The sequence below is a fragment of the Ruegeria sp. C11 genome (assembly GCF_056537725.1).
Map to the genome: position 1 here is coordinate 1 of NZ_JBQFSB010000014.1, position 24478 is coordinate 24478.

Below are 24478 nucleotides of genomic sequence, written 5' to 3' on the forward strand. Positions count from 1 at the left end.
TATCGGGCTGCTGCTCTTCGCCAGTATCGGGCTGCTGCTCTTCGCCAGTATCGGGCTGCTGCTCTTCGCCAGTATCGGGCTGCTGCTCTTCACCGGTATCGGGCTGCTGCTCTTCACCGGTATCGGGCTGCTGCTCTTCGCCAGTATCGGGCTGCTGCTCTTCGCCGGTGTCGGGCGGAGTCGTTCCGGTGTCGGGCGGAGTCGTTCCGGTGTCGGGCGGAGTCGTTCCGGTGTCGGGCGGAGTCGTTCCGGTGTCGGGCGGAGTCGTTCCGGGATTGGTCTGGGACTGATTATTAGACCCGGAAGAGCCCGTATTTATAAGCCAGTCAAAGTAAGAACCCGAGATATTGCTTGCGAGGTCAGAACCCGCATTCAGCGAATCCGCCGGGCTACCGGGCTTAACGATATATTGGTTGTAGCCATCCGCCTGCGCCGTCGCCTGATAGATGAAATGCTGATCATACTCGGAAGGCTTGATCAGAACATTGTCTGCAACGGTCCAGCCAGGCTGCCCGTTGTCACCCAGGATTTGCGACGTGATGTTCTGAGTGATGGTCACATTCTTGGAATCGCCTGAGACATTGATGAGCGGAATTTCAATACCGCCTGTCTGCGTCTTCTCATCCACGTGCAGAACCGAATTCTTGGTGACAGTGATCCCGTCAGCACCATAAACGGAAATACCATGCAGGTGGCCGTTGTAGATCACGTTGCCTTCGATCAGCACGTTGTGGTGGATGACACTCGGGTCGCTGATGTTCTTGCCGTCACCACCCATCCAGATGGTTTGAGTATAATCCCCGTTCCCCATGTCAAAGACATTGTCGCGGATGATGATATTGTCACTGCCGCTGCCGTTTGCGCGTTGAACCTGGATCATGTCACGGTGATCGCCAGCACCTGCAGCGCCGCCAAAATCGTGAATGTAATTGTTCTCGACCAGGATGTTGTCGACATTGTCGAAGACCAACCCATCCGAGCGGATCGAATGGATGTCATTCCCGGCAAAACTGACCCCATCGGAGTTAATCGCGATGGCGCCCTTCCACCATTTCGAGAACTCGGTATTGGTAATGTCGATATTGCTGGACCCGGTGATCATCAGGCCGGTGCCGTACCCGGTACCGTCCGCGGTTGTTCCGGTACCGCTGGCAAAATCGCCGTCGAAGTTCGAGTTATTGAACGCGATATTCGAGCTGTTGGTAACGCTGAACTTGTTCTGGAAGTGATAGTCACCAGAGCTGAATGTGTAGTCGAAATTGACCGTGTCGAATGTGACATTCGACGCACCATTGAGATGAGCTTCGGAGAAGCTCGCCATCGCGTTCGGATCTGCAGACTTGATCGTTACGTTCGATGAGAACTGTGTATTGTTCAGACTCAGCTTCCCATAATTGCCTGCCGCAAGGAGGATTGTTTCGCCGCCTGTTGCTTGCGCCAGCGCCTGGTTCAGCTCTGCCGCGTTGGATACTGTGATCGTTGTAGACATCCTACACCTTTAGATTTCATAAGCGCTTGAAAGCGCACGAGATCCCGCTCACCCAGGACGGAGGGAACAGTCGCGCGGGGGCGACAGAGTGGCCAAAATGCGGCTATATTTGGAAACTTGTGCCTGTTTCGGGACAATTAAGCCCGTCTGCCCATCATTTCCGAGTAAACACGATACTCGATACCGGGAATTGTTCCCCTTCCCTAAGCGGTTGAGTAACGTTTGGAGGATTGATTCCCTGATCGCAACAATGGCCACGAAGTTGCCGTAATTCAGGCATGACCCCGCGTATCCCGGTCAGTCATAGGCGATGAATTGCCCGATGCCGCTACGGAAACCCACAAAACTTCATTAAAACCGCCCGGAAACCGGTGGTGTGACGCCATGGGGAGTACCAGAGAATCCGCGTAATCCTAAGAGCGCCGCGATAGACACTATAAAACAGCTCGCCTAAGCTTTCGATGAACCGCAGATCAGAAAGGTGCGTCATGCCCGGATCACGTATTCTTGCCCTTGCAGGCGCGGCACTGCTTTTGTTGAGCACTGCCCTGGCCGCCGAGACACCCTGCAAGAGGCAGGACTTCAAACCCAGGCTCTCGACTCAGGCCGAAGGTCAGGCCATCTCTGATGCCGGGGCCCTTGCAACCGCGCTTCAGAATGCACGTGGAGGTGAAACCTACCTGCTTTCACCCGGAAACTATGGCACTCTGAAACTGGGCCATACGTTTCAATCGCCCGTAGTGATCCGTTCAGCCGATCCCACCAACCTCGCCTGTTTCACGGTTGCGATCTTTGATGGGGCCGAGAACATTCATCTGGATGGTATCCGTTTCGACTATGTCTTCAAGAGAGGAGACCCGCACCATCTCGCCAACTTCGTCGTTCGCAACAGCCGAAAAATAAAATTCTCCAACTCCGTGTTCAGCGGGGATGTTGCCAGCGGCACCGGAACGCCCGAGGACGGCGCCGGGTTCGGGACCGGCCTGCTGGTTTTTAACGCTGACAACGTCGACATCACCAACTCCGAGTTCCTGACCTGGTGGAAGGCCGTCATCGTCATTAACACCGACGGCATAAATATCACTGACAGTGACGTGCATTCGATACGCTCTGACGGTTTGGTCTTCGACAATGTTGACAATATTCTGGTCAAAGATAATCATCTCCATGATTTTGGTGGTGCTGATGGCGTCGGCGATCACCGCGACATGATCCAGATTCAACGCGCCAATAACAGCGGCAGCGCCAACATCACCATTCGTGACAATGTCTTTGACGTGGGTGGCGGGGACTTCACCCAAACGATCTGGGCCGGAGGAGACGGGAAGAATATCGGCGACCGCCAGGTACGGCATCAGAATGTGCTGATTGAAAATAACATGATCTATAACGGTCATGTCCATGGCATTTCCATCTATGGTTCCGACAACATCTCGGTCAGGAAGAACTCTCTTATTAATGTGCCTGGCGGCCATTCCGTGCCTGCGATCAACATTTCGGCAGACTCTTCATCAGTGGTCATCGAACAGAATGCCGTGGCGAATATTCTGGGCTATGAAAATCAACGGGATTGGGTCGTACTCAATAATGCCATGATTCAAGATCAAACTCCGTCGCAGGGCGGTTATTATGATAGCCAGTTCATCTATTACGCGCATGGAGCAAAGAACGGTTACAATGAATACGGCGTGCGTCCCGGCAGTCTTATCGACCGTCTGAATGCCGGATCAACGCTGGCAAAAAAATATCCCACGCAATGATGGGTAGTGGAGGCGGGGGAAGCACGGCTGGCAGCCTTGGACGCTGCCGATGTACTGATCGCTGAATTTTACGAGTTGGAATGATTTATCCAGACAATGAGCAGGAATTTTGAATGACCGCCGTTTTGTCAACCAAAGCCAGTGCTCCGGCGACAAGGCCGCTGGTTCTGGTATTGCTGATTTTGTCCTTTGCAATGCCATTCTATTTCTTCCTGGGCGGGCTGAAGCTCAATGGCTACCGCGTGATCCTGATCCTCTTCCTGTTTCCCGCAATTTTTGGCTGGCTGAGCGGCAAAGCGGGAAAGATCAGGGCAATCGATTTTCTGGTTATCGGGTTTTGCCTCTGGGCATGTCTGACGTTGGCCGTCAATCACGGCTTTGGGCCGACATGGCAATTCATCGGGATGTTCATGATCGAAACCCTGGTCCCGTATTTCATTGCCCGCACGTATATCCGGAACATGGAGTCGTTCAGACACTTCGTAAAGTGGCTCTTCCTGCTCCTTCTGGTTCTTCTGCCATTCGCCGCCTTCGAAGCTGTTACGGGAAGAACCCCGCTGCTGGATCTGTTCGGCAAGGTGATGAGCGTTTACCAAAAATGGGTCTTCGAACCCCGGCTGGGGTTGCTGCGCGCCCAGACAACGATGCCTCATCCCATTCTGTACGGAGTGTTCTGCGCGCCCGCCTTTGCGCTCACCTGGTATGTTCTGGGGTGGAACAAGTCGCTCTTTAAAAGGGCCGGACTGACCTCAATCGTGGGGGGTGCCGTTTTCTGTTCGCTGTCGTCAGGCGCTTTCATGAACGTTATTCTGCAGGTGATGCTGATGGGATGGAACTGGGTGTTCCGGTTCCTCGAGAACAGATGGAAAATCTTGCTCAGTATTTTTGGCGTTCTGTATTTTATCGGCGAGGTTGGATCGAACCGGAACATGTTCCAGATCTTCGCAACGCATTTCACGCTCACACCGGGAACGGCCTGGGCGCGGATCAATATTTTCACATTTGTCTCTGACGACATTCTGCGAAACCCGCTTTTCGGGATCGGACTGCACGACTGGACCCGCCCCGCCTGGATGTGGGCGCTGAGTACCGTGGACAACTTCTGGCTTTTGATGGCGCTGAGGCACGGCTTCCCCGGACTAATTCTGTTGGTTGCCGCCGTGGTGACCATATTTTTTCAGGTCGGGAACAAAACGCTGAGCGGAGCGGCTGCAGATGCACGCCTTGGGTACCTGTTTTCCCTGTTCGGCATTTGCCTTTCCGCCATCACGGTGCATTTGTGGGACTCCACATACTGTTTTTTCATGTTTCTTCTGGGGGCTGGTATCTGGTTTCTGGACGTAGATGACCAAGCAGAGCAGGACGGCGGGGAAAAGCAGGCATCCACACAGGGCAGAACAGTTCAATATACACGGTTCCCGCGGTCGCAATCGGATTCGGCATCGCACGGACGCCCGGTCCGGTCCGCTAACCGGTAACAGTCCAGTTGCGCCGGGCCATCCCCAGTGCGCGCCGAAGGCGGCGCAGGGGGGGCATCCGGCCTGAAAGGATCGCATCCATCGCCTGTTTCGACATGTCACCACGCAATGACGTCCGGGGGCGCAGGAATGCACCCTGACGCCAGCCCCCCCCGTCACTTGACCAAGCGGCAGAGTAACCCTCAGCACGAAGGGCGCGCAGCACCCGCGCATCGTAGCGACCGAACGGGATGCCTGCCTCGACCACCGGGTGGCCACAGATTTCCTCGAGTTGCTGACGCGAATCGCGCAGCTCCTGCCCGAGCGCGACGTCATCCAGAGTGGGCCAGACGACATGATCGATCCCGTGACTACCGATTGTCATGCCGGCATCGCGCAGAGCTTGCAGATGACCGGAATTCAGAGACCCGTCCTGCCCAATCCGCCCCGTAAGAACAAAAAAACACGCCCGAAGCCCACGCGCGGCAAGGGCGGGCAAGGCAATGTCATGGTCCGAGAGGTTGCTGTCATCAAAAGTAATCGTGAAACTCTCGGGGTCAGGGGACGCCGCAATCTGGTCGAGTACGTGTTCGAACTGACTGATCGAAAGCCAATAGGGTTCCTCACCAGTTTCCAGGGGACGTTCCGGCGCTCCGATACCATGAAAGTTGATACCCCTGAAAACCGTCATCGGCGCGCTTTCCTCAGGTGGGAATGAACCGTTTCTGCGGTGCTGATCAGGGATGAAACCAACCCGGCAGGACGGAACTCATAAGGTCCTGCCGCCTGCAGGTCCGTTCCCCCGGTGCGGAGTTTAAATTCTGCAACAGTGGGATTGATATCAGGGTCTATACCGTCAAGATCGTACCATTTCACGCCAAGCTCCCGACAACGCAAAATGGATTCCCACATCAGAAAATGGCCGGCATTGCAACGTCGGCCAACTGCAGTCGTGGCCCCGAAAAGATAGACGGCGCTACCGCCCGCCCTTCCGACCGTCATTCCGGCGATATCAGCACCGTCCTGCCGGGCAAACAATACCTCATGGATAAAATCGCCCCCCCGAAGCGGATAATAGAATTCCGGAGGTATGTCAGGTTGCTCGAACCCTTTGGCAGTCTGAACATTCCGATAAAGCGCCTGAAACCGGTCGGCTGCATCGGATATCGGCACCACATCAAGCTCTAAATCGGCTTTCAGAGATTTGCGCAAATGGTTGCGCCACTTTCCATGCAGGGCACCCATCAGGATCTCTTCGTCCTGATCGGGGTCAACGACCACTGTGCGATAGGGCGGGGACCGGTCTGTCGGGCAGAACCCCGCCGCAGCCATCGAGCGGTCCGCAGCCGACACATCATAAAGCGGCAAGGCAGGCAGGCGGAGCCGGAGAACACATCCAGCGTCCTGTGCATAGGCGCGCAACGTGGCAAATACCGCATCCAGCCTGCCCGGGTTCGTATCGGGCTGTTCCCGGTGGTGCATCAAGGGGCCAGCGGCGATCCAGGCGATGCCACGCCCCAGCCCCGGCACGCGCTTGAGGCGCAGACAGGCCGCAGCAACCGGTTTGCCCGCCTGATCCGACAAAGTGATGAATTGCGCCTCGGCCCCGATCCGTTTTGCCGCTGCCTGCGCATAGGTCAGGGTTTGCTCATAGGTCAGATCACGAAACCCCGCGCTGATCCCGGGCCAGTCTTCGGCTGCGACTGTCTGCAATGTAAAGGGCGGGGTCATAGCTGTGTCCGTATCCAGTTGGTCCAGAGTTTACCGGGCCGTATCCCCAGCCGGGGGCGGATCTTCAGAAACCACGCGCGATAATAAAAGAAATGAAGCGCATCCGCCCAAAGAAGCAGCGACAAGGCCCGCAACCGCGCCGGGGTTCGATCAGGAGCAAGCACTATATTGTGAAATGGCACCAGTTCACCGCCATAGCTGAGCTTGTATTCGTATTCCCCCGCACCTGCTTCGATCAGACGGATGCCCGAACCAATCAAATCCTCTACACGCTCGATCAAGCCCACGCGGCCCAGGCCGTTTTTTGCATATTCAGGGTCTATTTCACGGGCATTCAGCCACCAATAGGCCTTATCCCCCAGCGTATAACGCAGCTGGCTCGACAGGAGTGTCTGGCCCAGCCATTGCTCGTCTATCGCCGCCTGCTCCCTGGGCGCCAGTCGCCGCAGCAATGCGCGATAGAACGCTGCGGCCACACACCAGTCGGAAAAATGTCCACCCTTCCCTGCTGCCCGCCATTGCCTTGTATGCAGCTCGATAAAGCGATCCATCATCGCGTCGACCGTATCCGGGGTCGAACTGACATTGCTCAGCGGCTCGTCTCTGGTCAGGCGTTTGATATCCCGCCGCACCTCACGGCGACGGCTTTTGGAAAGCGCGCCCATAAATGCATCAAAGTTCCCGGGCAGGTCCATTAATGTGTGTCCCCGCAGGCTGCGATCACGCAGAATGGATATGCCATGCCCATCTGTAGCGCGCAGGTTCCCGAGTTGCGCAGCGCGGTCAGAAAGCGGCGAAAAGCTGATGGCCGCACACTTCAGATCATGCACCAGATGCCGGAGAACGATCTTCAGCACAGTTTCCTCGCGGCCAGCTGCAATCGGCAGGCCCATCACCGCAAAATTCGGATCCACACCGGCCAGCCGGGCCACACGCACGGGTATTGGGCCCGCCCATATGGTTTCGATGCAAAAAGGCAGAACAGCTATAAGGTGGGGGCCATCCCGCAAGACAAAGCTGGCCGGACGGCGACTGGCGGCAAAGGTGGGTCCGTAATGATCCCACCAGGCTGATTGCCAATCAGTCAGAAAGTATATGTCGGCGCCGGTCGCGGTGACCAGATCGTCCCAGTCCGCCCTTGCGTCCAGCGAATGGGCCGGTGCCTCAAGGAATTCGATCACAATCCCGGATTTGGCGGACACCGTATCTTTCATGTACTCGGCTCCTGACCGAACAGATGATAGCGGATCACCGCCTCTGACAGCCGCAAACGTGCCTTGCGCTCGGGCGTGGAGCGCAGCAGACCCATCAGGCCAAACACCGCCCCGCGCAGGGCTGCGCTGCTGATAAAGATGGCGCGCGCCACCAGCTCTCCATACCGGCCATAGTGTTTTCTGGCATAGATTGTCTTGCTTTTCTGTTTTTGCACATACATGCGCGATTTGATCTGCACCGTGCTTTTTGACCCGCCTTCCAAATGCAGAATCCGCGCCACGGGCGCAAACACACAGTCCCATCCGGCATCGCGGATGCGGCGGCACCAGTCGGCCTCTTCGGAATAAACAAAGAATGCCTCGTCCAGAAGACCCACCACCTCGAACACGTGACGGGGTACCAGCATGAACATGCCGGACACCACATCGACCTTACGCTCGGATTTGCGATCCCAGTCCCCGTATTCGGCATGACCCAGAAACCGGCCCTGCGGGGACAGGCGATGCAGCCCAAATTCGATCAGCGCAAGATTTGCAGGTCCGGGGTCGGCAAAACAGGTGCGCTGGATCGTGTGTTCATCCTCCAGGACCTGACACCCGACACAGCCCACGTTGGGGTGTTGCTCCAGCCAGCCCACCATCGTGTCGATTGCACCGTCCAGAATGATGGTGTCAGGGTTGAGCAATAGCAGGGTTTGCCCTTGCGCGATTCTCAGGCCCTGGTTGTTGGCGGCGGCAAATCCCCGATTGGTATCGTTAGCAATCAGCCGGACGCCGGGAAATTCGTCACGGACAAGATCTGCCGAACCGTCGTTCGAGGCGTTGTCAACGACGATGACCTCGTGCGGCAGCTGCGTCTCGTGCGCTATGGATTTCAGGCAATCCCGAAGAATGTCCCGCGTGTTCCAGTTCACGATCACAATGGAAACGGCATATTCGGTATTTGTACTGTGCGGTGATGCAGCCATAGCACCCTGTTCTCGTTAACCACTTACATATCTAAATACTCAGCCACTGATTCACTTTCTGAACACGCTGGCTGTAATCATCTGATGGCCACAGTTGTCAAAAAGCAGCCGCAAAAGTCAAAGTATATAACCAATACATTGAGGTAATAGTTTGGCGGCGAGAGCCTTGGAAAGACAAGGTGGCATTGCGAACGAATGCGATCCGTCAACTGACTGACACATCATGAGTCACCGCTTTCGGGTGCTTCACACCCCCACGGCACGAGGACAATATGCATGAAGATGGCAGATTGTTGAAACAAACTGCGCGAGGCACGCCATCGCGATGACGCATGCATTTCCCGCCAACCTCCTCCTCGGTCGACGAGATCAGTACAGAAGTACAGAGCGGTTTCTGCCAGCGGTCGATCCGTCTTGAACGGCAAACCCTCCAATTGTCTGAGGGTTGGAATATAATATATGTTTCAATTGCTTAAATCACGAACCCACAATCTGATGGCCGGGCCTGCCGCCCCTGGTCGTGCCAGTATGGCCGGGAAGAAGGGGAAAGCGCCATGGTACCTGCCGCCCAGCCATCACTTGTGGTGACAGCTGACCAGCCCCGGTACCTTCTTCCTGCTATACCCCCGGGATACCCCGGAAGAACGGGGGCTGTATTTGTGCGGCTCATCAGGATTCTGTTGTGAATCGAAGGTAATCTCCTGTAGCCTGATGCTAAGGTTTGGTTTTGAGTATGGGTGTAGGTCATTTGAAACAAGATACTGTTCCAGTCGTCATTATCGGTGGCGGCCCCGCTGGTTTAACCGCAGCTTATGAACTTCAGAAGCTAAGCGACAAACATGTCCCACAAGTTTTTGAGGGCTCGGATCTGGTCGGCGGCATTTCGCGGACCGAAACCCACAAGGGCTATCGCTTCGACATCGGCGGGCACCGGTTTTTTACCAAGGTGCGCGAAGTCGAAAAGATGTGGCACGAGATTATGGGTGACGATTTCATCACCGTGCCACGCCTCAGCCGCATCTTCTATCGGGGTAAGTTCTATGATTACCCGCTGCGCATCTTCAACGCGCTTGGGAATATCGGGCCTTACGAGACCTATAAGATCGTCGGCAGCTACATCAAATGGAAGCTGCGGCCCAAAAAGCAGGAAGATACGTTCGAAGAATGGGTCATCAACCGCTTTGGCGGACGGCTCTACATGCATTTCTTTCACAGCTACACGCAAAAGGTCTGGGGCATCCCACCTTCCGAAATCCGTGCCGACTGGGCGGCGCAGCGGATCAAGAACCTGTCCTTGCCCAAGGCAGTCTGGAACGCGATCTCTGGCGCCAATGACACCGCCAGCCTGATTGAAGAGTTCCAGTATCCGCGTCTTGGCCCAGGCATGATGTGGGAAAAAACCCGCGATCTGATCGAAGAAAAGGGCGGCACCGTACAGATGCGCTCGGAGGTCGTGAAGGTGAACCGTGACGGCAACCGGGTAACCTCGATCGACGTTCGCCGGTGGAACGAAAACGACGCTCAAAGCAAGACGGTCGAACGGGTCGAAGGAGAGCAATTTATCAATTCAATGGCGGTGCGCGATCTGATTCACGCCTTTGACCCACCGCCCCCGCCAGAAGTTGTTGAGGCGGCCAATCGCCTGAGGTACCGCGACTTCCTGATCGTGACACTGATACTGGATCATGCCGACCCGTTCCCAGACAACTGGATCTATATCCACAGCCCGATGGTCAAGGTTGGTCGCATCCAGAACTTCCGCGCCTGGTCCAAGGAAATGCTGCCTGATCAGAATACATCCTCGATCGGGATGGAGTATTTCTGTCAGAAGGGGGATGGGCTTTGGTCTTCGTCCGATGCGGAACTCAAGAAGCTTGCCAGCGAAGAACTGGAAAAGCTTAATCTGGCCAAGGCTACCGATGTCGTCGACTGCGCGGTGATCAGGCAGCCCAAGGCGTATCCCGTCTATGACAGCGAATACAAAGAAGCTCTGGATACTGTCAGCGACTGGCTGAAGACACTTGAAAACTTCCAAACCGTTGGTCGCAATGGCCTGCACCGCTACAACAATCAGGATCATTCAATGCTGTCGGCGATGTATGCCGCCCGCAATATCCTGGGCGAGGAAAACGACATTTGGGACGTCAATGTCGAACGGTCCTATCATGAGGAATTCGAAGCCAAGCCTGAAAAAAAGAAGGCATCGAAAGAGCGCTTCGATAAAGACGTCGTACTCGAATAAGGACCACCTTCCGGGCGTATTCGGATGAATGCCGAGTAACGCCCGGAAGGCATTTCTTTTCGATTTTTGCTTACACGTATGATCGGTGGGAAGAGTCCCATCAGAGGGGCGAAAATGCATGCCTGCCCCCAGACAAAGAGTCTAAACAGTGCTGTTTGGACCTCCGCTGAGGAGGGGCGCGGTCAGTTTCAGCCCTGGCTACCGCTGCCCTTCACGTCAACAACCCGTCCAGATAGGCCCCGTATTCGTTTTTGGCGAACATCTCTGCCCGCTGGCGCAGCTGCTCCTCGTTGATCCAGCCCAGTTGCCACGCGATCTCTTCGGGACATCCTGTCTGCAACCCCTGACGTTCCTCGAGCGTGCGCACGAAATTGCCCGCATCCAGCAGGCTGGCATGGGTTCCGGTGTCCAGCCAGGCATAACCGCGCCCCATGGTTTCGACCCTGAGCTCACCCTCTTCCAGATACATTTGCAGCAGGTCGGTGATTTCCAGTTCTCCGCGCGGTGATGGTTTGACCTTTCTGGCGCGTTCCGGCGCGGTCCCATCGAGGAAATACAATCCGGTGACCGCATAATTCGAGGGAGGTGTGGATGGTTTCTCTATGATTTCGCGTGCCCGTCCACCCTCGTCGAAGGCGACCACGCCATAGCGTTTTGGATCAGCCACGTGATAACCGAAAACCGTTCCTCCGGTGTCATGCGCATTGGCTGCAGCAAGCAGTTTCGGCAGGCCATGTCCAAAAAAGATGTTATCCCCCAACACCAGCGCAGATGGTGCACCCGCCAGAAACTCCTCGGCCAGAACAAAGGCCTGCGCCAGCCCGTCGGGACTGGGCTGCACGACATAGGTGAGGTTTATCCCCCACTGGCTGCCATCCCCCAGCGTACGTATAAACTGATCCTGATCCTGTGGGGTGGTGATCACACAGATGTCCCGTATGCCAGCCAGCATCAGCACCGTCAGCGGGTAATAGATCATCGGCTTGTCATAAAGCGGCAACAGCTGCTTTGATACGGCCATCGTGATCGGATACAGCCGGGTGCCGGATCCCCCTGCCAGTATAATGCCTTTGCGTGTCATCATGGTGCGTTTTCCAACTCTTTCAAAATATCACTCAAACCTTGCCGCCAATCCGGACGGGTAATGCCAAAAGTTGTTTCCAGTGAGGTACAATCAAGGCGGGAATTCAACGGCCGTCGCGCGGGCGTCGGGTAATCGCCGGACGGGATATCTATCACGTCGCAATCAGTCTCTAACTCAGCAAAAATCGCGCGGGCAAACCCGGCCCAACTGACATCCGGCGCGCCTGAGAAGTGATAGATACCCGCTTTGTCCACATCCTCGGCCAATTGCCGCGCCATCGACAGGCAGGCCACCGCGATGTCCCGCGCCGGGGTCGGACCCCCGATCTGGTCGGCCACAATCGACAGCCGGTCACGCTCGGCCCCCAGCCGCCGCATCGTTTTGACGAAGTTGTTGCCATGGGCTGACACCACCCAAGAGGTGCGCAGAATGCCATAGGTTCCTCCGGCCCGGACGATCCCCTGCTCACCAGCCAGTTTCGAGCGCCCATAGGCACCCAGCGGCCCGGTGGGATCGGAGGGTTTCCATGGGACCTCTCCCGATCCATTGAACACGTAATCCGTCGAGACAGAAACGAACGGGATATCCAGGGCAGCGCATTCCCGGGCCATCGCAGTGGGTGCATCCGCGTTGATCACGGTTGCCAGCGCCTCTTCTTCCTCGGCCCGGTCCACGGCGGTATAGGCCGCGGCGTTGATCACCATCTGTGGTGCGGCGGCGCGAATGGCCTCGGCACAGGCTGCGGGTCGTTCCAGATCAGCTTGGGAACGGTCAAGGCACGTCACCCCTGCAAAACCTGCCAGTTCCCGCGCAACCTGTCCGGTTTTGCCAAAGACAAGTATGGTCATACCTTCACACCCAACCGCTTGCCGACGCCTTCGCGGTTCTGCAGCGCACGCCACCAGCTTTCATTGTCCAGATACCACTGCACGGTTCTTTCCAACCCCTCTTCGACACTGACAGAGGGCCGCCACCCAAGCTCTTGCCGGATGCGGGTCGGATCGATGGCATAGCGCGCATCATGGCCGGGGCGGTCGGCGACAAAGGTGATCAGATCGGCATAAGGCGCCGGGCCGGGGCGCAGGCGGTCGAGAATACCGCACAACATCTGCACCAGCTGCAGATTGGTACATTCGTTTTCGCCACCGATATTATAGCTCCGCCCGATCTGGCCTTTCTCAACCACCAGCAGCAATGCTTCGGCGTGATCTTCCACGTATAACCAGTCTCTGACATTGGACCCATCGCCATAGATCGGCAGCGGCTTACCCGCCAGAGCGTTCAGAATGATCACCGGGATCAGCTTTTCCGGAAAATGATACGGCCCGTAATTGTTGGAACAGTTCGTCAGCACCACCGGCAACCCATAGGTTTCGAACCAGGCGCGCACCAGATGGTCGCTGGCCGCCTTGCTGGCGGAATAGGGCGAGCGGGGATCATAAGGGGTCTCTTCGGTGAACTGACCGGTCGCACCCAGCGAGCCATAGACCTCATCGGTCGAAATATGGTGAAACCGGAAACTGTCCGGCCTTCCCCGGCCTTCCCAGTATCCCCTGGCCGCTTCAAGCAGCGTGTAGGTTCCGGTGACATTGGTTTCGATAAAGGCACCCGGCCCGTCGATCGACCGGTCCACATGGCTTTCAGCCGCCAGATGCATGATCGCGTCCGGGGCATGCTCTGCCAGCGCCTGATCCATGGCTTTGCGGTTCCGAATATCAGCCTCTAAAAAGGTGTAATTCGCGTCATCCGCCACCTCAGCCACATTGTCGAGGCAAGCTGCATAAGTCAGCGCATCCAGATTGACCACCTGATGCCTGTCCCGGATCGCCCGCCGCACCACGGCCGATCCGATAAAGCCTGCGCCCCCTGTCACCAAAAGCTTCACGGCGCATCCTCCCACAGAAACGGGCTGTCGAAATCCGCCAACGCGGGCGCGGCCCTGTCCTTGTCGGACAACACCGGTTCCCCGGTCAGCCCCCAGTTGATGCCACAGCTGCCCCAGTGCACCGCCCCATCGCAATCGGGTGCATAATAGTCAGTGCATTTATAGCAGATCTCGGTGCCCGGCTCCCGCGTGACAAAGCCGTGCAGAAAACCTTTGGGCACCAAAAGCTGCTTTCCGTTTTCCGCCGTCAGCTCCACGCCCAGCCATTGCCCATATGTGGGTGAGCCCCTGCGGATATCGACAACGACATCGAACAATGCCCCTCGCCCACAGCGCACCAGCTTGTCCTGCGCATGGGGCGGCGACTGAAAATGCAAGCCACGAAGGGTACCGGTGTTGGCCGAAACCGAATGATTGTCCTGCACGAAATCCAATTCGATCCCATATGAGGCCAGGACCTTGCGGCTCCAGGTTTCGGAAAAAAAACCGCGTACATCACCGAACCGCTTTGGTGTCAGTATCAGGACACCCGGCAAGGCGGTCTTCTCAATCTGCATGTACTCAAAACCCGTGTTAACACAACATGTTCATAGCAATTGAATATCAGCCTGTCATGAACGAGGTGCGAATGCGGCAGAACATGTTGTCGCCAAGGCGACAATCCCAGTGACTATACGAAGAATGTGCAGGGCACCTGCTTTCTTGCCGTCATTCCATGTCATTCACGATGGAAACCAATATGACAGATGTCCGAAGATCTTCATGTCGGCAATCGCATTGGCAGCCCTCGTCATTTACTGGCTATGTGTCCTGAGCCCAGGTGCTTCCTTCGTCACCCAATGGTGACGACCAATCACACTGTCGAGTAAGAACATGAACGCGAGTGGGATAAAGAGCAGATACCAAAGGACATGGTTCAGGTAGTAGTGAACGTCAGAATGGCCCTTGGCCAGAATGTACCACGACACAGGCGCAATAAGCGACATCACAAACGCTGCTGACAATCTGTCCCTACGCCGCAACGCGTAACCGAGGCACGTCAGGGTCAACACCGGCAAAAACAACGTTTCGAGCGCACGCAGACCAAGCCGCGCATAACTTGCGGGGTTTATGGTCCGGGCTGTCTCGATCACCGCCGGCAGCGAGAGGTTTGTCCGCAACTCTCGCAATCGCCGCAGATCTTCTGGATGGTGACGCACATGTTCCACCCAGGGAAATGCGCGCGGCATCATAAAATATCGTGCGACGACCACGACCGGATTACGCACGAGAGAGGTCTCAAGTTCGTACTCGCATTTGTTACGATTTTCCTTTTCACCCTGACTGCAGATCTCTTCGATGGTTTCGGCAGGCAATTCGGAAATCGTTCGTTTTCTGGCCACAGTCGCAATCTGCCCTAAGCCATCAGTCAGGCTTGGGCCCAATGATCGAGCGTGGATGCCAACCGACAAAACAAAAGCCGAAACAGAGGCCACTCCGCAGACGCCCATAGACAGGATCAAATTCCGCAGTCCTGCAGTGCTGCGCGCCCATACCATTGTCAACGGAACCATTGCTGCAAGTGTGATTGTGGTTATGTATTCGTAACCACACAGAAATCTGATGGTAAAAACACAGAACAGCCCTCCACCCAACATGATCAGCCCACCCGGTGACACCAGTGCACGGCGAGCGAAAAACAACGAAACCAGCGCGGGCACAAACCAGGTAAATTCAACCCAATAGAGATGCCGCGAGAACACAACCGGCCAGGGGCTGAACACCAGTGGCATGCAAAATGCGGCTGCATGTGCAGTAGAATACAGCCTTCTAATCCCGATAAAAAACAGCATTACAACGACACTCATGAAAAAGGCTGTCATTGAACTGAGCACTTCCAGTGGAAATCCGAACCTTTCGTCGAGCGCACTGAAAAACTTCACCTGCAGGCCCAGCTGTGACGTGTAGTGATAGAATTCTCCGGTCCGGTTTTCGTCCTGGTAAAGCTCTCTGGCATGCGGCCATTGCTGGTCGATTTCCGGGCGGGTATAGCGCCCCAGCACAACGGGCCCCTCATTCGCCGCAGCATTCAGCATGCCATCCAGAACCAGCTGCTCGGACCCCATATCGTGTTTGTAGAGCGTCGAATCCCAGGTGATCCTGTAGAAATTAAAATTGAAAGACAGGAATGCCATCGCCAGCACGATCAGAGGCAGGGTAACTTTCAAGAGCGGAATCCTGACAGATTCTACCTGGATGCTTTGAGGTTTATCGTTCACAATAAGACGCTTCTCTGTAACCCAGGCACCTGACACCCCCTAAAGCATTCGCAATACTCTCATGTTGTTGCATGATTGCGCATCGATCAAGTTTCGCAAATTGGCGCGTGGTGATGTCCTGTTCACGTGCGCCGCGATCTACATGTTCCAAGCATCCTGGCACGCAATCTTCATTGGCAGGCGACGCATTGACGACGGGTTGGATCAGTTGTTCTCGGAATTGCCAGACTTTGCCGCCTCAACCGGAAATCGCACGGCGTTTTGTCAGACGCTCTCGCACCGCGTTCTACTGGCCAGTCGTAAGGCTGCATTATTATTCCTGATAAGCGATACTTATCGAATTTAATGAAGGAATCTGCACATTTGAAAGGTAGTGGGCATAATCAGGCGCTTACGCGCAATAACCAAGTCACTATATTGATAATAAATGCTTTTTATCGGCAGGAAGTATATCCCACGAATGCCGCTACCGTTTCGCACGCGAAACGCTATCCCGCCCGGGATTTCAGCCAGCCCCGCAACTCGACAAGAAATGCATCAGAAACCCCGTCGCCAGACAATATGAGTTGCGCACCATTTCGGCTCCGCTTCAGGTGAATGCCCCCGATCGCCTCAGGCTGTGGTGCAACGACCTTTGATGTTTTCCCGGCGCTCTTCTCCGGGGACTGTATCGCATGTGTCAAAATCTGAATCTCGGTGTCCGGCGTGCGAGCCGGATCGGCGGCCAGCAGTCCGGACAGTTTAGAAATAGCCTTTGGATTATCTTTTACAGCCTTGGCTATAGACAGACCCAGCCTTTCGGGAATGACCGAGGCAAATCGCAGATTGCTGTCCAATGCCTGATAGATTGAAATGAACGAGCCAATCTTTGACCGTTTTGCCCGACTGGCCGAAGCAAACAGCCCGCGCAAGGCTGCGGTTTCGTCCGGATAAACACCCTGCTCTACCGCCCGAGCGACAATTCGCGCGCGCTCATAGTAGCTCAGCCCGACGCGTATCTCGTTTTCCTCCACCATTGCAACATAGGCATCCGAAGCACTCTGAGGCTGCCTGAGAAACGCGCGAACCGTTTCGAAACGCGCCTCACCGGTTTCCTCTGCCAGTACCTTCAGTGCCGTCAGGCGGCGCCAGCCCGAGATCAAACCATAACGCCCTTCCTCCAGCGCCACGACCTCGATCGGGGTTTGTTGTCCGCGGGCCTTCAGACTTTCCTTGAGCGCTGCCATTTCCGCGTCATCCACCGCCATCCGGTCACGGACCAGATAGGTTTCCTCCACCTCCGCAAGCGGCAAATCCTGCACCATCCGCCCTTCAGCCCGGGCCGCGCGGAATTCTTCGGTCAGTTCTTCAAGGGCCGCCTGAGCAGCAGTGGCACCCGCAACCTGAGCAACAGGAGGCGCGGATCGTGGCGCGGTGGCGGGGAACATGGATTTCGCCTCGGGGGTTGGGCGGGTTTCTTCGAGATAACCTGCCCGGGCGGGGGTCAGCCGTTTACGTTTGGCCATCGCTTCCTCCTACTCTCGCGCGGATCAGGCATTGGTCGGGCCTGTCCAAAAACAGTCAAAGTGTTTCGCGCGCGAAACATCATCTCATTACAGCATCAGCTCGGGGGTTCCGGCCGCCTCAGCCTGCTGGGTCAGTTCTTCGCCCCGCCAAACCCCGATCAGCAGCTTCTTGAACGAGGCATAGGTGGCATCAAAGGTTTCCCGCCCGCGCACATAGGTCTCGCGGTTGAAATCGCGGTAATCGGCCTCGTAGATGCCGTTGACTTGCTCACCCGCCTGCCCGATCAGCGCCGTGTATCCCTGCCAATGCGGCGACAGGGTGCGGCCCAGATAGGCCTGCATCAGCCCGGCCAGCTCCGCCTGCTGGCTGCCGTCATAGCGGGTGATGACCGTACGCACGGCATCCCACTGAAACGCCATCTCAGGCCGCCCCAGAGCGCGGGCAGCCATGTTCTCACCCTCTTCGATGGACTGGAAGGTCGAATGCAGCATGTCGAAGAATCGGCCGGTGGAATCGAACTCCAGAAAGGATGCACCCATGGGCACCAGCAAGATATCCGAGGCCGCCAGCCCGTTGATCGTCAGATACCCCAGCGCAGGCGGTGTATCGATGAAGACGATGTCGTATTCGTCCAATACGCCATCTTCCTCCAACGTGTCGGTCAGCGCATCCCACAGCTTCCAACTGCGGCCCTGCATACGCCAGACCGGAATCTGGAACTCCGCCCAATACAGGTTCAGCTGGGCGCCGATCAGATCGATATTCGGCCAATGCGTCGTCTGGATCAGTTCACCGCTGCGCACCTTCAGGGCATCCGACAGCGTGTCATCGATCGGGTGGGGGGCCTCGCCCCGGTCAAGCCGTCCCTGATTGTCGCGGCGCAGATGGGTGGCATAGTGGCGAGCGAGCAGAGGAAAGACGGTCTGCCATTCATCCGTTACCTTGCCGCCAAAGATCGAGGTCATCGACCCCTGGCTGTCCAGATCGATGACCAGTACCTTGTAGCCGTCCAAGGCCGCGGACATGGCCAGATGGGCGCAGGTTGACGTCTTGCCGACGCCACCCTTGAAGTTTGCCACCGAGACAATCTTGGCTGGCAGCCCCTTGGGGCGGTAGGGGCGATACTCCTTGGCCTTGGAGCCTTCGGAAGCGAAATGCAGACGCAGGCGCAACACTTCATCCAGCGTGAACCACTTGGCGCCGCCTTCAGTTTCCGATCGCCCTTGCGGCAGGTCCGGATTGCCCTTCAGCACCCGGCGGAAATGGGCAGGCGCGACGGGGATCAGATATTTGGTAATTTCCCAGGTCGAAAACAGCCGCAGCTTTTTTTGGCCGTCTTCCTCCAACCCGCGGCTGGCAAGATCTGAACGACCCCGGGCACAGGCATCCGCAATATCGGAAAAGTCATGTGTTCCGGTGGGGTTTCCCAACTCGGCATATGCCAAATCCGGATCAATATTGAAATACGGAGGAAGCCCCTCCGGCGTGCCTGCCCGCATGGAAAATACCGCCTATATGCTGCCTTTTCGGCAATATACCACAAAAGGTGGCATGTGAAAGCATTATGCGAACAAAATCGAATTTTCTAAGCAAAATAGCAGGATAAGGGCGCTTGGTAGTTGGCTTTACGGAGCGGGACAAAAAAATATTCGGTTAAGATTCAGTTATTATATTAGTTACAGGGAAAACAAGACAATCATAACACACTGATAATAAATGGTATTCCGGCATTTCTGTTGTTGCGTGCGATTCTGAACCCACGATAAGGTGACTCTGATCCCACGTTGTACTGACTCTGATCCCACGATCCGGCGGCTTTACGCTGCCTGTGGATAACTTTACGGTAAGCGTCAATAAAACCACGAACGAAGATTCGGGCAGGACATATGGGCAGGGCAGTATGAGCGGGTCAGGGGCGTTGTTGCCTGACCGGCATCCAACGGGCGATTTTTTTGTATGCGATATCTTCGATGCGCTGCCCAAGACCGATATGGGGTCGATGGAGCATCCGATGTTTTCGCTCTCGACCCGGCCGGACCGGCGGATTCTGAATTACGAACATAACGGGGTAGAGATCACGGTGACGCCGTCGGTGCGCGGCCTTGCGACGATCCACGACAAGGACATCCTGATCTTCTGCATCAGTCAGTTGATGTCTGCAATCAATGCAGGCCGTGCCGTCAGCCGTGTGCTGCATCTGAAGGCGCATGATCTGCTGGTGGCCACCAATCGCGAGACCAGCGGTGATGGCTACAAGCGCCTGCGCGAGGCGTTCGAGCGGCTGGCGGGGACCCGGATCACCACCAATATCGTTACAGGCGAGACCGAGACGACAACCGGTTTCGGACTGATCGAAAGCTGGGAGATTGTCCGCCATACACGGGCGGGCCGGATGGTCAGCGTCAGTGTGAAACTGTCGGACTGGCTGTATCGCGCGGTCCTGGCCAAGTCGGTTCTGACACTCAGCCGCGACTATTTCCGTCTGCGCAAGCCGCTGGAGCGGCGGATCTACGAACTGGCGCGCAAACATTGCGGGCGGCAACCCGAATGGCGGGTCTCGGTCGAGGTGTTGCTGAAGAAGTCGGGTTCGGCCTCGCCCCGGCGGGTGTTCCGCAAGATGATCCGGGACATGATCGCAGCAGATCATCTGCCCGATTACGAGATGACCGAGGACCCCGGTGATCTGATCCGCTTCACACGCCGCGGACAGGTGGTGGAAGGAACCGACAAACCGACCCTGCCGCCGGAGACGCTGGATGAGGCCCGGGGGATGGCACCCGGATGGGACGTCTATGCGCTCGAGGCGGACTGGCTGGCCTATTGGGCCACATCAGGCAGGCCCGCAATCAGAAACCCGCGCCGGGCCTTTCTGGGCTATGTCACCAAGCGGGTTGCGGGGAAGGGATAGGGTGTTCAGACAGGGTCATCTTGACCTGTATCGCCCGAGAAACCCGAGGCCGGTAAATGCGAGCACGGAAAAAAACGGAACCCAGAGGGGCAGGGCCGTACTTATGGCGGCAGCTCCGGCAATGATCCGTACCGTCCAAAGCGCGGCCTGTGCAACAACACCCGCCGCTGCGTTGTGTTTCAGCCAGAAGGAGCAGGCCTGAGCCAGAAAAACATAAGCGGCAAGTACGGCTGTGAAAGCAAATGGCAAAAGCACCGACGAAAGAATAAAGGCCAGCGCGAGCAAGGTGATGGCACCAGCTACCCCGTTGTACAGAGGCAGATCTCCCGAGGTCAGCGGCTGATGTCGTTTACCCGCATGTTGCCGGTCGGCAGGAAGGTTCAGCAGGTCGATCAGAAAATACACGCCGGACGCACAGAGGCTGAAGCAGAGGAAGGCCAAAAGGGTCGTCGGCACCACTGAGAGGATCGAAGAATCCTGAGAGGTGAAAAGCGGCACAAAAATCAGGAGGTTCCGGATATATCGATGTGGTCGCATCGATCTGAGGAAGGACCGCCACAGAGGCGGGCGCGAAACGATGACCTTTTCCGCAGTTCCGGAAACTTCCGCAGCCGCCACCGCCTGTGTAGGGGCGTTGATGTACAGGCCTGAAGATGCAGCTGCCCAGATGGGGGTGTCGGCCTTACTGTCGCCCGCATAGGCGAATGCGTCATTGCCAGCCATCTCGCGGATGGCCTCCAGCTTTTTTGTTCCTTTCAGATTGCGGTTTTCATCGGTCGCCAGAACAGCGTCGAACATGCCCAGATAACAGGCGACCTTATCGGCATATATGCGATGTGCAGCCGTGGCGAGGATAAGGCTCCGGCCATGCTGCTTTTCCTGTTTCAGATATTCAAGAAGCGGGATTTCGTACGGCAGCGCTTCGGCCGCAATATCAACATGCTGTGCGATCCGTGTTTTGGTATACGGAATGCCACGGTGCAGCCACAGAATGAACGGAAAGATATTGAGTGGGTTTTTCCTCAGAAATTGAAGGATGGCTTCGACAAAAAGATCCGTTCTGACCAGCGTTCCGTCCAGATCGACGAAAATTTTTTCCGGCTTGTCACTCATTACAAGGGTTCTTTGTTTGACTTGCACATCCCTGACGGTGAACCGGCTTTTCAGGCCGGAATTGCGGATTGCCCTGTGCAGGGAGTGTGATCGGCATTCTCAGACCTTCACGAGCCGCCCGCCTGTCACCGCGATCCCAGCTTTTTCAAAGACATTGCGTGTATCAAAGATCACCGTCGCCTCGCGTGCGACAAGATCATAATCCGGGGCGCTGTGATCTGTGATGACAGCCACTGCCGCATAGTGTTTCAGGTTTTCTGCGGTCAGCGATACTGACATTCGGCCTGCAAGCTGGGGATACTCGCCGCCTTCCGGCAGGCGGGGAAAATATGGATCGTGATAGTCGACTTCGGCACCCAGTCTTTCCAGCTCGTCCAGCAGTACCAGTGCCGGGCTGCGGCGGGTGTCCTCGACATCGCGTTTATAGGCGATGCCCATCAACAGAATTCGCTGCCCGGCCAACGGTTGCTCTGCGTCCGTGGCGCTGCCGCGTGCCGCCAGTTCTTCGGCAATCCTCGTGGCAAGGGCATTGGGCACGGCATCATTGCTTGTCCGCGCCAGATTGATGATCGGCGTGTCGGATCCCGCATCAGCGGCGCGCCAGGCCAGATAGGCGGGCGAAACCGGAATGCAGGCGCCTCCGATACCGGGGCCGGGGTAGAAAGGCATGAAGCCAAAGGGTTTGGTTGCTGCCGCCTCGATCACCTCCCAGACATCCACGCCCATCGCATCGAGTGCTGTTTTCAACTCGTTGACCAGGGCGATATTGACGGTGCGAAAGCTGTTCTCCACCAGTTTCACCGCTTCGGCAGTGGCGGCCGAGCTGACCGGAACCGCACTGGTAACGATGGCGCGGTAAAAATCCTCGATCAGTTGCAGGGACAGAGGGTCGTCCGCGCCCACCACCTTGGGAATGCTGTGCGTGTCGAACTTGTCATTGCCCGGATCTTCGCGCTCGGGCGAGAATCCAAGGAAGAAATCGGTTCCTGCGCGCAGGCCCCCCGCTTCGAGGATCGGTTGCACCAGAGTGGTTGTGGCACCGGGCCAGACACTGCTTTCCAGTACCACCAACTGACCGGGGCGCAGATGTTGGGCGATGGTTTGGGCGGCGGCGGCCACAAAGCGCATATCCGGGTCCTGTGCATCCGTCAGCGGGGTCGGCACGCAGATCAGCACGATATCGGCCTCTGCCAGTGCGGCGCTGTCTTCGGTGGCGCGGAAACGTCCGCTGTTCACCGCCTGCGCGATCCGGTCGGATGCGAGATAGGATATGACCTGATCGCCCTGATTGATCCGGGCAACCCGGTCAGGGTTGAGGTCGACCCCTGTCGTGTCGAACCCTTCGTCATAGGCGGTCAGCGCCAGAGGCAGGCCGACATAGCCCAACCCCACCACAGCGACGCGCGCGTCGCGTGCCGCGATAAGCTGTCTGAGGGACTGATGGTGCGAGGTCTCGAGGTTCATAATCTATCCTGATCGTACAAAGTCAGACTGAAATCAATTGGCGTCGCGGCCTCCGGAAATTCCGGCCCTTTCCACGGATAGGGCGGAACGGGCGCGAATCCAACAAATTTGTCAGCCCTGTTCGAGACCGCAGTACTGTGTTTCCGAAAAGGGCTCAATTATGAGCGGCAGGTGGAATTGTTCAGGGTCACTCGAGAAAAATGAACAGGCCGATTTTTCGCTATTTTGCGTGCAACGCACGCCGGAATGACTCCTCAGCCAGTGCCGCGCCCTTGTCCCAGCTAAAGCCCGAAGCCTGCATCAACGCTTTTTGTGACAAGTCGGTTTGCAGATGAGGTTCGGTCAGCAGGCGGATGGCCTGAGCAGCCAGTGCCTGACTGGACAGCGGGTCGAAGTAAAGCCCGCCAGCACCCACCACTTCGGGCAGGCTGCCGCGATCCGAGGACAGGACGGGTGTGCCGCACGACATGGCCTCGAGTGCGGGCAGGCCGAACCCTTCCCAAAGCGAGGGAAAGACCAGCGCATCCGCGGTATTCAGCAGGGCGGCCAGATCCGGATCGTCGATTTCACCGGTGAACACGATGCTTTCCGAGCGGGCCGCATCGGCAGCGGCGCTGGCCTTGAGGTCTTCGATATTGTCCCAGAACCGCGCCCCGGTCGTGCGCCCGACAATGGCCAGACGTGCCTGCGGTACCTGTGCAAGAATATCCGGCATGGCTTCGATCAGGCGCAGCACGTTCTTGTGCCGGTTGAAGCCACCCAGATAGACCAGAAGCGGTGCATCAGGTGGAATGCCATAGGCCTTTCTGGCCTGTGTTAGAGCCGAATTTTCGTGGATGGGCCGGAAGACGGGCTCGGCCCCTTCGGTGATGATGTCGATCTTGTCACGGGGAATGCGCAGGATGCGTGTCAGATCATCTGCCGAGGCGTCCGATATCGTCATCACCCGGGTTGCCTGCATCTTGGCCAGCCAGCATTTCGCTTGCCACAGCCGGAAATTCAGGCGTTTGGGAAAGATGAGGTCGGGAAAGCGCTCGGGGATAGTGTCGTGATAACACACCACCGTGGGGCGTCGGGCGGGCAGGGGAAAATAGGAATAAACCGCCGGATAAAAGAAGGCATCGCAGTCAATCCGCCGCGCCGATTTGGCCATCGTCAGCAGGTCAGCCCCGCCCCGGGCCCTGGCCCCCGACGAGGCCTCGGACATCGACAATTCAGATCCTGCAACAAGGGTTTTCACCCCATCCGGCACCGGCCGCGCCGGTTCCTGATCGAACAGAAGCGTGTAGCGAAAACCGCTATCGCGAGCCGCCAGAGCAGTGATCAGATTACGTGTGAACCGGCCAAAGCCGCGTTCATTGTCCCAAGGTGTTGCGTCAACGGCGATATGGATCAAATT

The 24478-nt window shown here is 56.8% G+C and carries 19 protein-coding genes; 4 read left to right on the top strand and 15 right to left on the bottom strand.

Features of this window, described 5'->3' with window-relative positions; genetic code table 11:
• Positions 1-1489: right-handed parallel beta-helix repeat-containing protein (locus ACR0NA_RS19820; RefSeq protein WP_480731983.1), on the bottom strand; the 1489-nt coding region annotated here is incomplete at its 3' end.
• A gap of 740 nt (positions 1490-2229) precedes the next feature.
• On the opposite strand from ACR0NA_RS19820, the gene ACR0NA_RS19825 reads away from it, so the two are divergent.
• Together ACR0NA_RS19825 and ACR0NA_RS19830 are read left to right on the top strand one after the other, a co-directional pair.
• Positions 2230-3249 carry a right-handed parallel beta-helix repeat-containing protein gene (locus tag ACR0NA_RS19825; RefSeq protein ID WP_480731985.1) on the top strand — a complete coding sequence of 340 codons (1020 nt, stop codon included), beginning with the start codon at positions 2230-2232 and terminating at the stop codon, positions 3247-3249.
• Between the two features lie 113 nt (positions 3250-3362).
• Positions 3363-4727 (top strand): O-antigen ligase family protein, encoded by a 1365-nt coding sequence (locus tag ACR0NA_RS19830; protein ID WP_480731987.1) that lies wholly within the window; start codon positions 3363-3365, stop codon positions 4725-4727.
• Here ACR0NA_RS19830 and ACR0NA_RS19835 read toward each other — a convergent pair.
• The 4 genes from ACR0NA_RS19835 to ACR0NA_RS19850 are packed head-to-tail and all read right to left on the bottom strand — an operon-like array spanning position 4717 to position 8619.
• Entirely contained in the window at positions 4717-5397 is a 681-nt protein-coding gene (locus ACR0NA_RS19835; protein WP_480731989.1) for a polysaccharide deacetylase family protein, read from the bottom strand. The genes ACR0NA_RS19830 and ACR0NA_RS19835 overlap by 11 nt on opposite strands.
• Positions 5394-6437: a lipid II:glycine glycyltransferase FemX gene (locus ACR0NA_RS19840; RefSeq protein ID WP_480731991.1), complete on the bottom strand. Its 1044-nt coding sequence runs from the start codon at positions 6435-6437 to the stop codon at positions 5394-5396. Before ACR0NA_RS19840 ends, ACR0NA_RS19835 begins: the two co-directional genes overlap by 4 nt.
• The gene (locus ACR0NA_RS19845) at positions 6434-7651 is read right to left on the bottom strand and encodes a GNAT family N-acetyltransferase (protein WP_480731993.1); all 1218 of its coding nucleotides are present in this window, start codon (positions 7649-7651) and stop codon (positions 6434-6436) included. Before ACR0NA_RS19845 ends, ACR0NA_RS19840 begins: the two co-directional genes overlap by 4 nt.
• The gene (locus ACR0NA_RS19850) at positions 7648-8619 is read right to left on the bottom strand and encodes a glycosyltransferase family 2 protein (RefSeq protein ID WP_480731995.1); all 972 of its coding nucleotides are present in this window, start codon (positions 8617-8619) and stop codon (positions 7648-7650) included. The genes ACR0NA_RS19845 and ACR0NA_RS19850 overlap by 4 nt, the downstream gene beginning before the upstream one ends.
• A gap of 748 nt (positions 8620-9367) precedes the next feature.
• Here ACR0NA_RS19850 and ACR0NA_RS19855 point away from each other — a divergent pair.
• Positions 9368-10861 (top strand): NAD(P)/FAD-dependent oxidoreductase, encoded by a 1494-nt coding sequence (locus ACR0NA_RS19855; protein WP_480731997.1) that lies wholly within the window; start codon positions 9368-9370, stop codon positions 10859-10861.
• A gap of 211 nt (positions 10862-11072) precedes the next feature.
• Here the strand turns inward: ACR0NA_RS19855 and rfbA are convergent, their stop codons facing one another.
• The 7 genes from rfbA to ACR0NA_RS19890 form a co-directional block, all read right to left on the bottom strand.
• A complete protein-coding gene (gene rfbA / locus ACR0NA_RS19860; protein WP_480731999.1) occupies positions 11073-11945 on the bottom strand; it encodes a glucose-1-phosphate thymidylyltransferase RfbA in 873 nt (290 codons plus the stop codon).
• Entirely contained in the window at positions 11942-12793 is an 852-nt protein-coding gene (rfbD, locus tag ACR0NA_RS19865; protein ID WP_480732000.1) for a dTDP-4-dehydrorhamnose reductase, read from the bottom strand. Before rfbD ends, rfbA begins: the two co-directional genes overlap by 4 nt.
• Entirely contained in the window at positions 12790-13830 is a 1041-nt protein-coding gene (rfbB, locus tag ACR0NA_RS19870) for a dTDP-glucose 4,6-dehydratase (RefSeq protein ID WP_480732002.1), read from the bottom strand. Before rfbB ends, rfbD begins: the two co-directional genes overlap by 4 nt.
• Entirely contained in the window at positions 13827-14387 is a 561-nt protein-coding gene (rfbC, locus tag ACR0NA_RS19875) for a dTDP-4-dehydrorhamnose 3,5-epimerase (protein WP_480732004.1), read from the bottom strand. The genes rfbB and rfbC overlap by 4 nt, the downstream gene beginning before the upstream one ends.
• A gap of 237 nt (positions 14388-14624) precedes the next feature.
• Positions 14625-16037, bottom strand: a complete 1413-nt coding sequence (locus ACR0NA_RS19880; protein ID WP_480732006.1) for a hypothetical protein — start codon at positions 16035-16037, stop codon at positions 14625-14627.
• 539 nt (positions 16038-16576) lie between these two features.
• A complete protein-coding gene (locus ACR0NA_RS19885; protein WP_480732008.1) occupies positions 16577-17593 on the bottom strand; it encodes a ParB/RepB/Spo0J family partition protein in 1017 nt (338 codons plus the stop codon).
• An 87-nt stretch (positions 17594-17680) separates the two neighbouring features.
• Positions 17681-19093 carry an AAA family ATPase gene (locus tag ACR0NA_RS19890; protein WP_480732010.1) on the bottom strand — a complete coding sequence of 471 codons (1413 nt, stop codon included), beginning with the start codon at positions 19091-19093 and terminating at the stop codon, positions 17681-17683.
• 401 nt (positions 19094-19494) lie between these two features.
• On the opposite strand from ACR0NA_RS19890, the gene ACR0NA_RS19895 reads away from it, so the two are divergent.
• Positions 19495-20502: a replication initiator protein A gene (locus ACR0NA_RS19895; RefSeq protein ID WP_480732012.1), complete on the top strand. Its 1008-nt coding sequence runs from the start codon at positions 19495-19497 to the stop codon at positions 20500-20502.
• A gap of 15 nt (positions 20503-20517) precedes the next feature.
• On the opposite strand, the gene ACR0NA_RS19900 is transcribed toward ACR0NA_RS19895, so the two are convergent.
• The 3 genes from ACR0NA_RS19900 to ACR0NA_RS19910 all read right to left on the bottom strand — a co-directional run bounded on the left by ACR0NA_RS19900 (position 20518) and on the right by ACR0NA_RS19910 (position 24475).
• Entirely contained in the window at positions 20518-21615 is a 1098-nt protein-coding gene (locus ACR0NA_RS19900) for a UbiA family prenyltransferase (RefSeq protein ID WP_480732014.1), read from the bottom strand.
• A gap of 99 nt (positions 21616-21714) precedes the next feature.
• Positions 21715-23079 (bottom strand): nucleotide sugar dehydrogenase, encoded by a 1365-nt coding sequence (locus tag ACR0NA_RS19905; RefSeq protein WP_480732016.1) that lies wholly within the window; start codon positions 23077-23079, stop codon positions 21715-21717.
• Between the two features lie 220 nt (positions 23080-23299).
• Positions 23300-24475, bottom strand: coding sequence for a glycosyltransferase family 4 protein (locus tag ACR0NA_RS19910; protein WP_480732018.1), 1176 nt, complete (start codon positions 24473-24475; stop codon positions 23300-23302).
• Between the last annotated feature and the right edge of the window lie 3 nt (positions 24476-24478).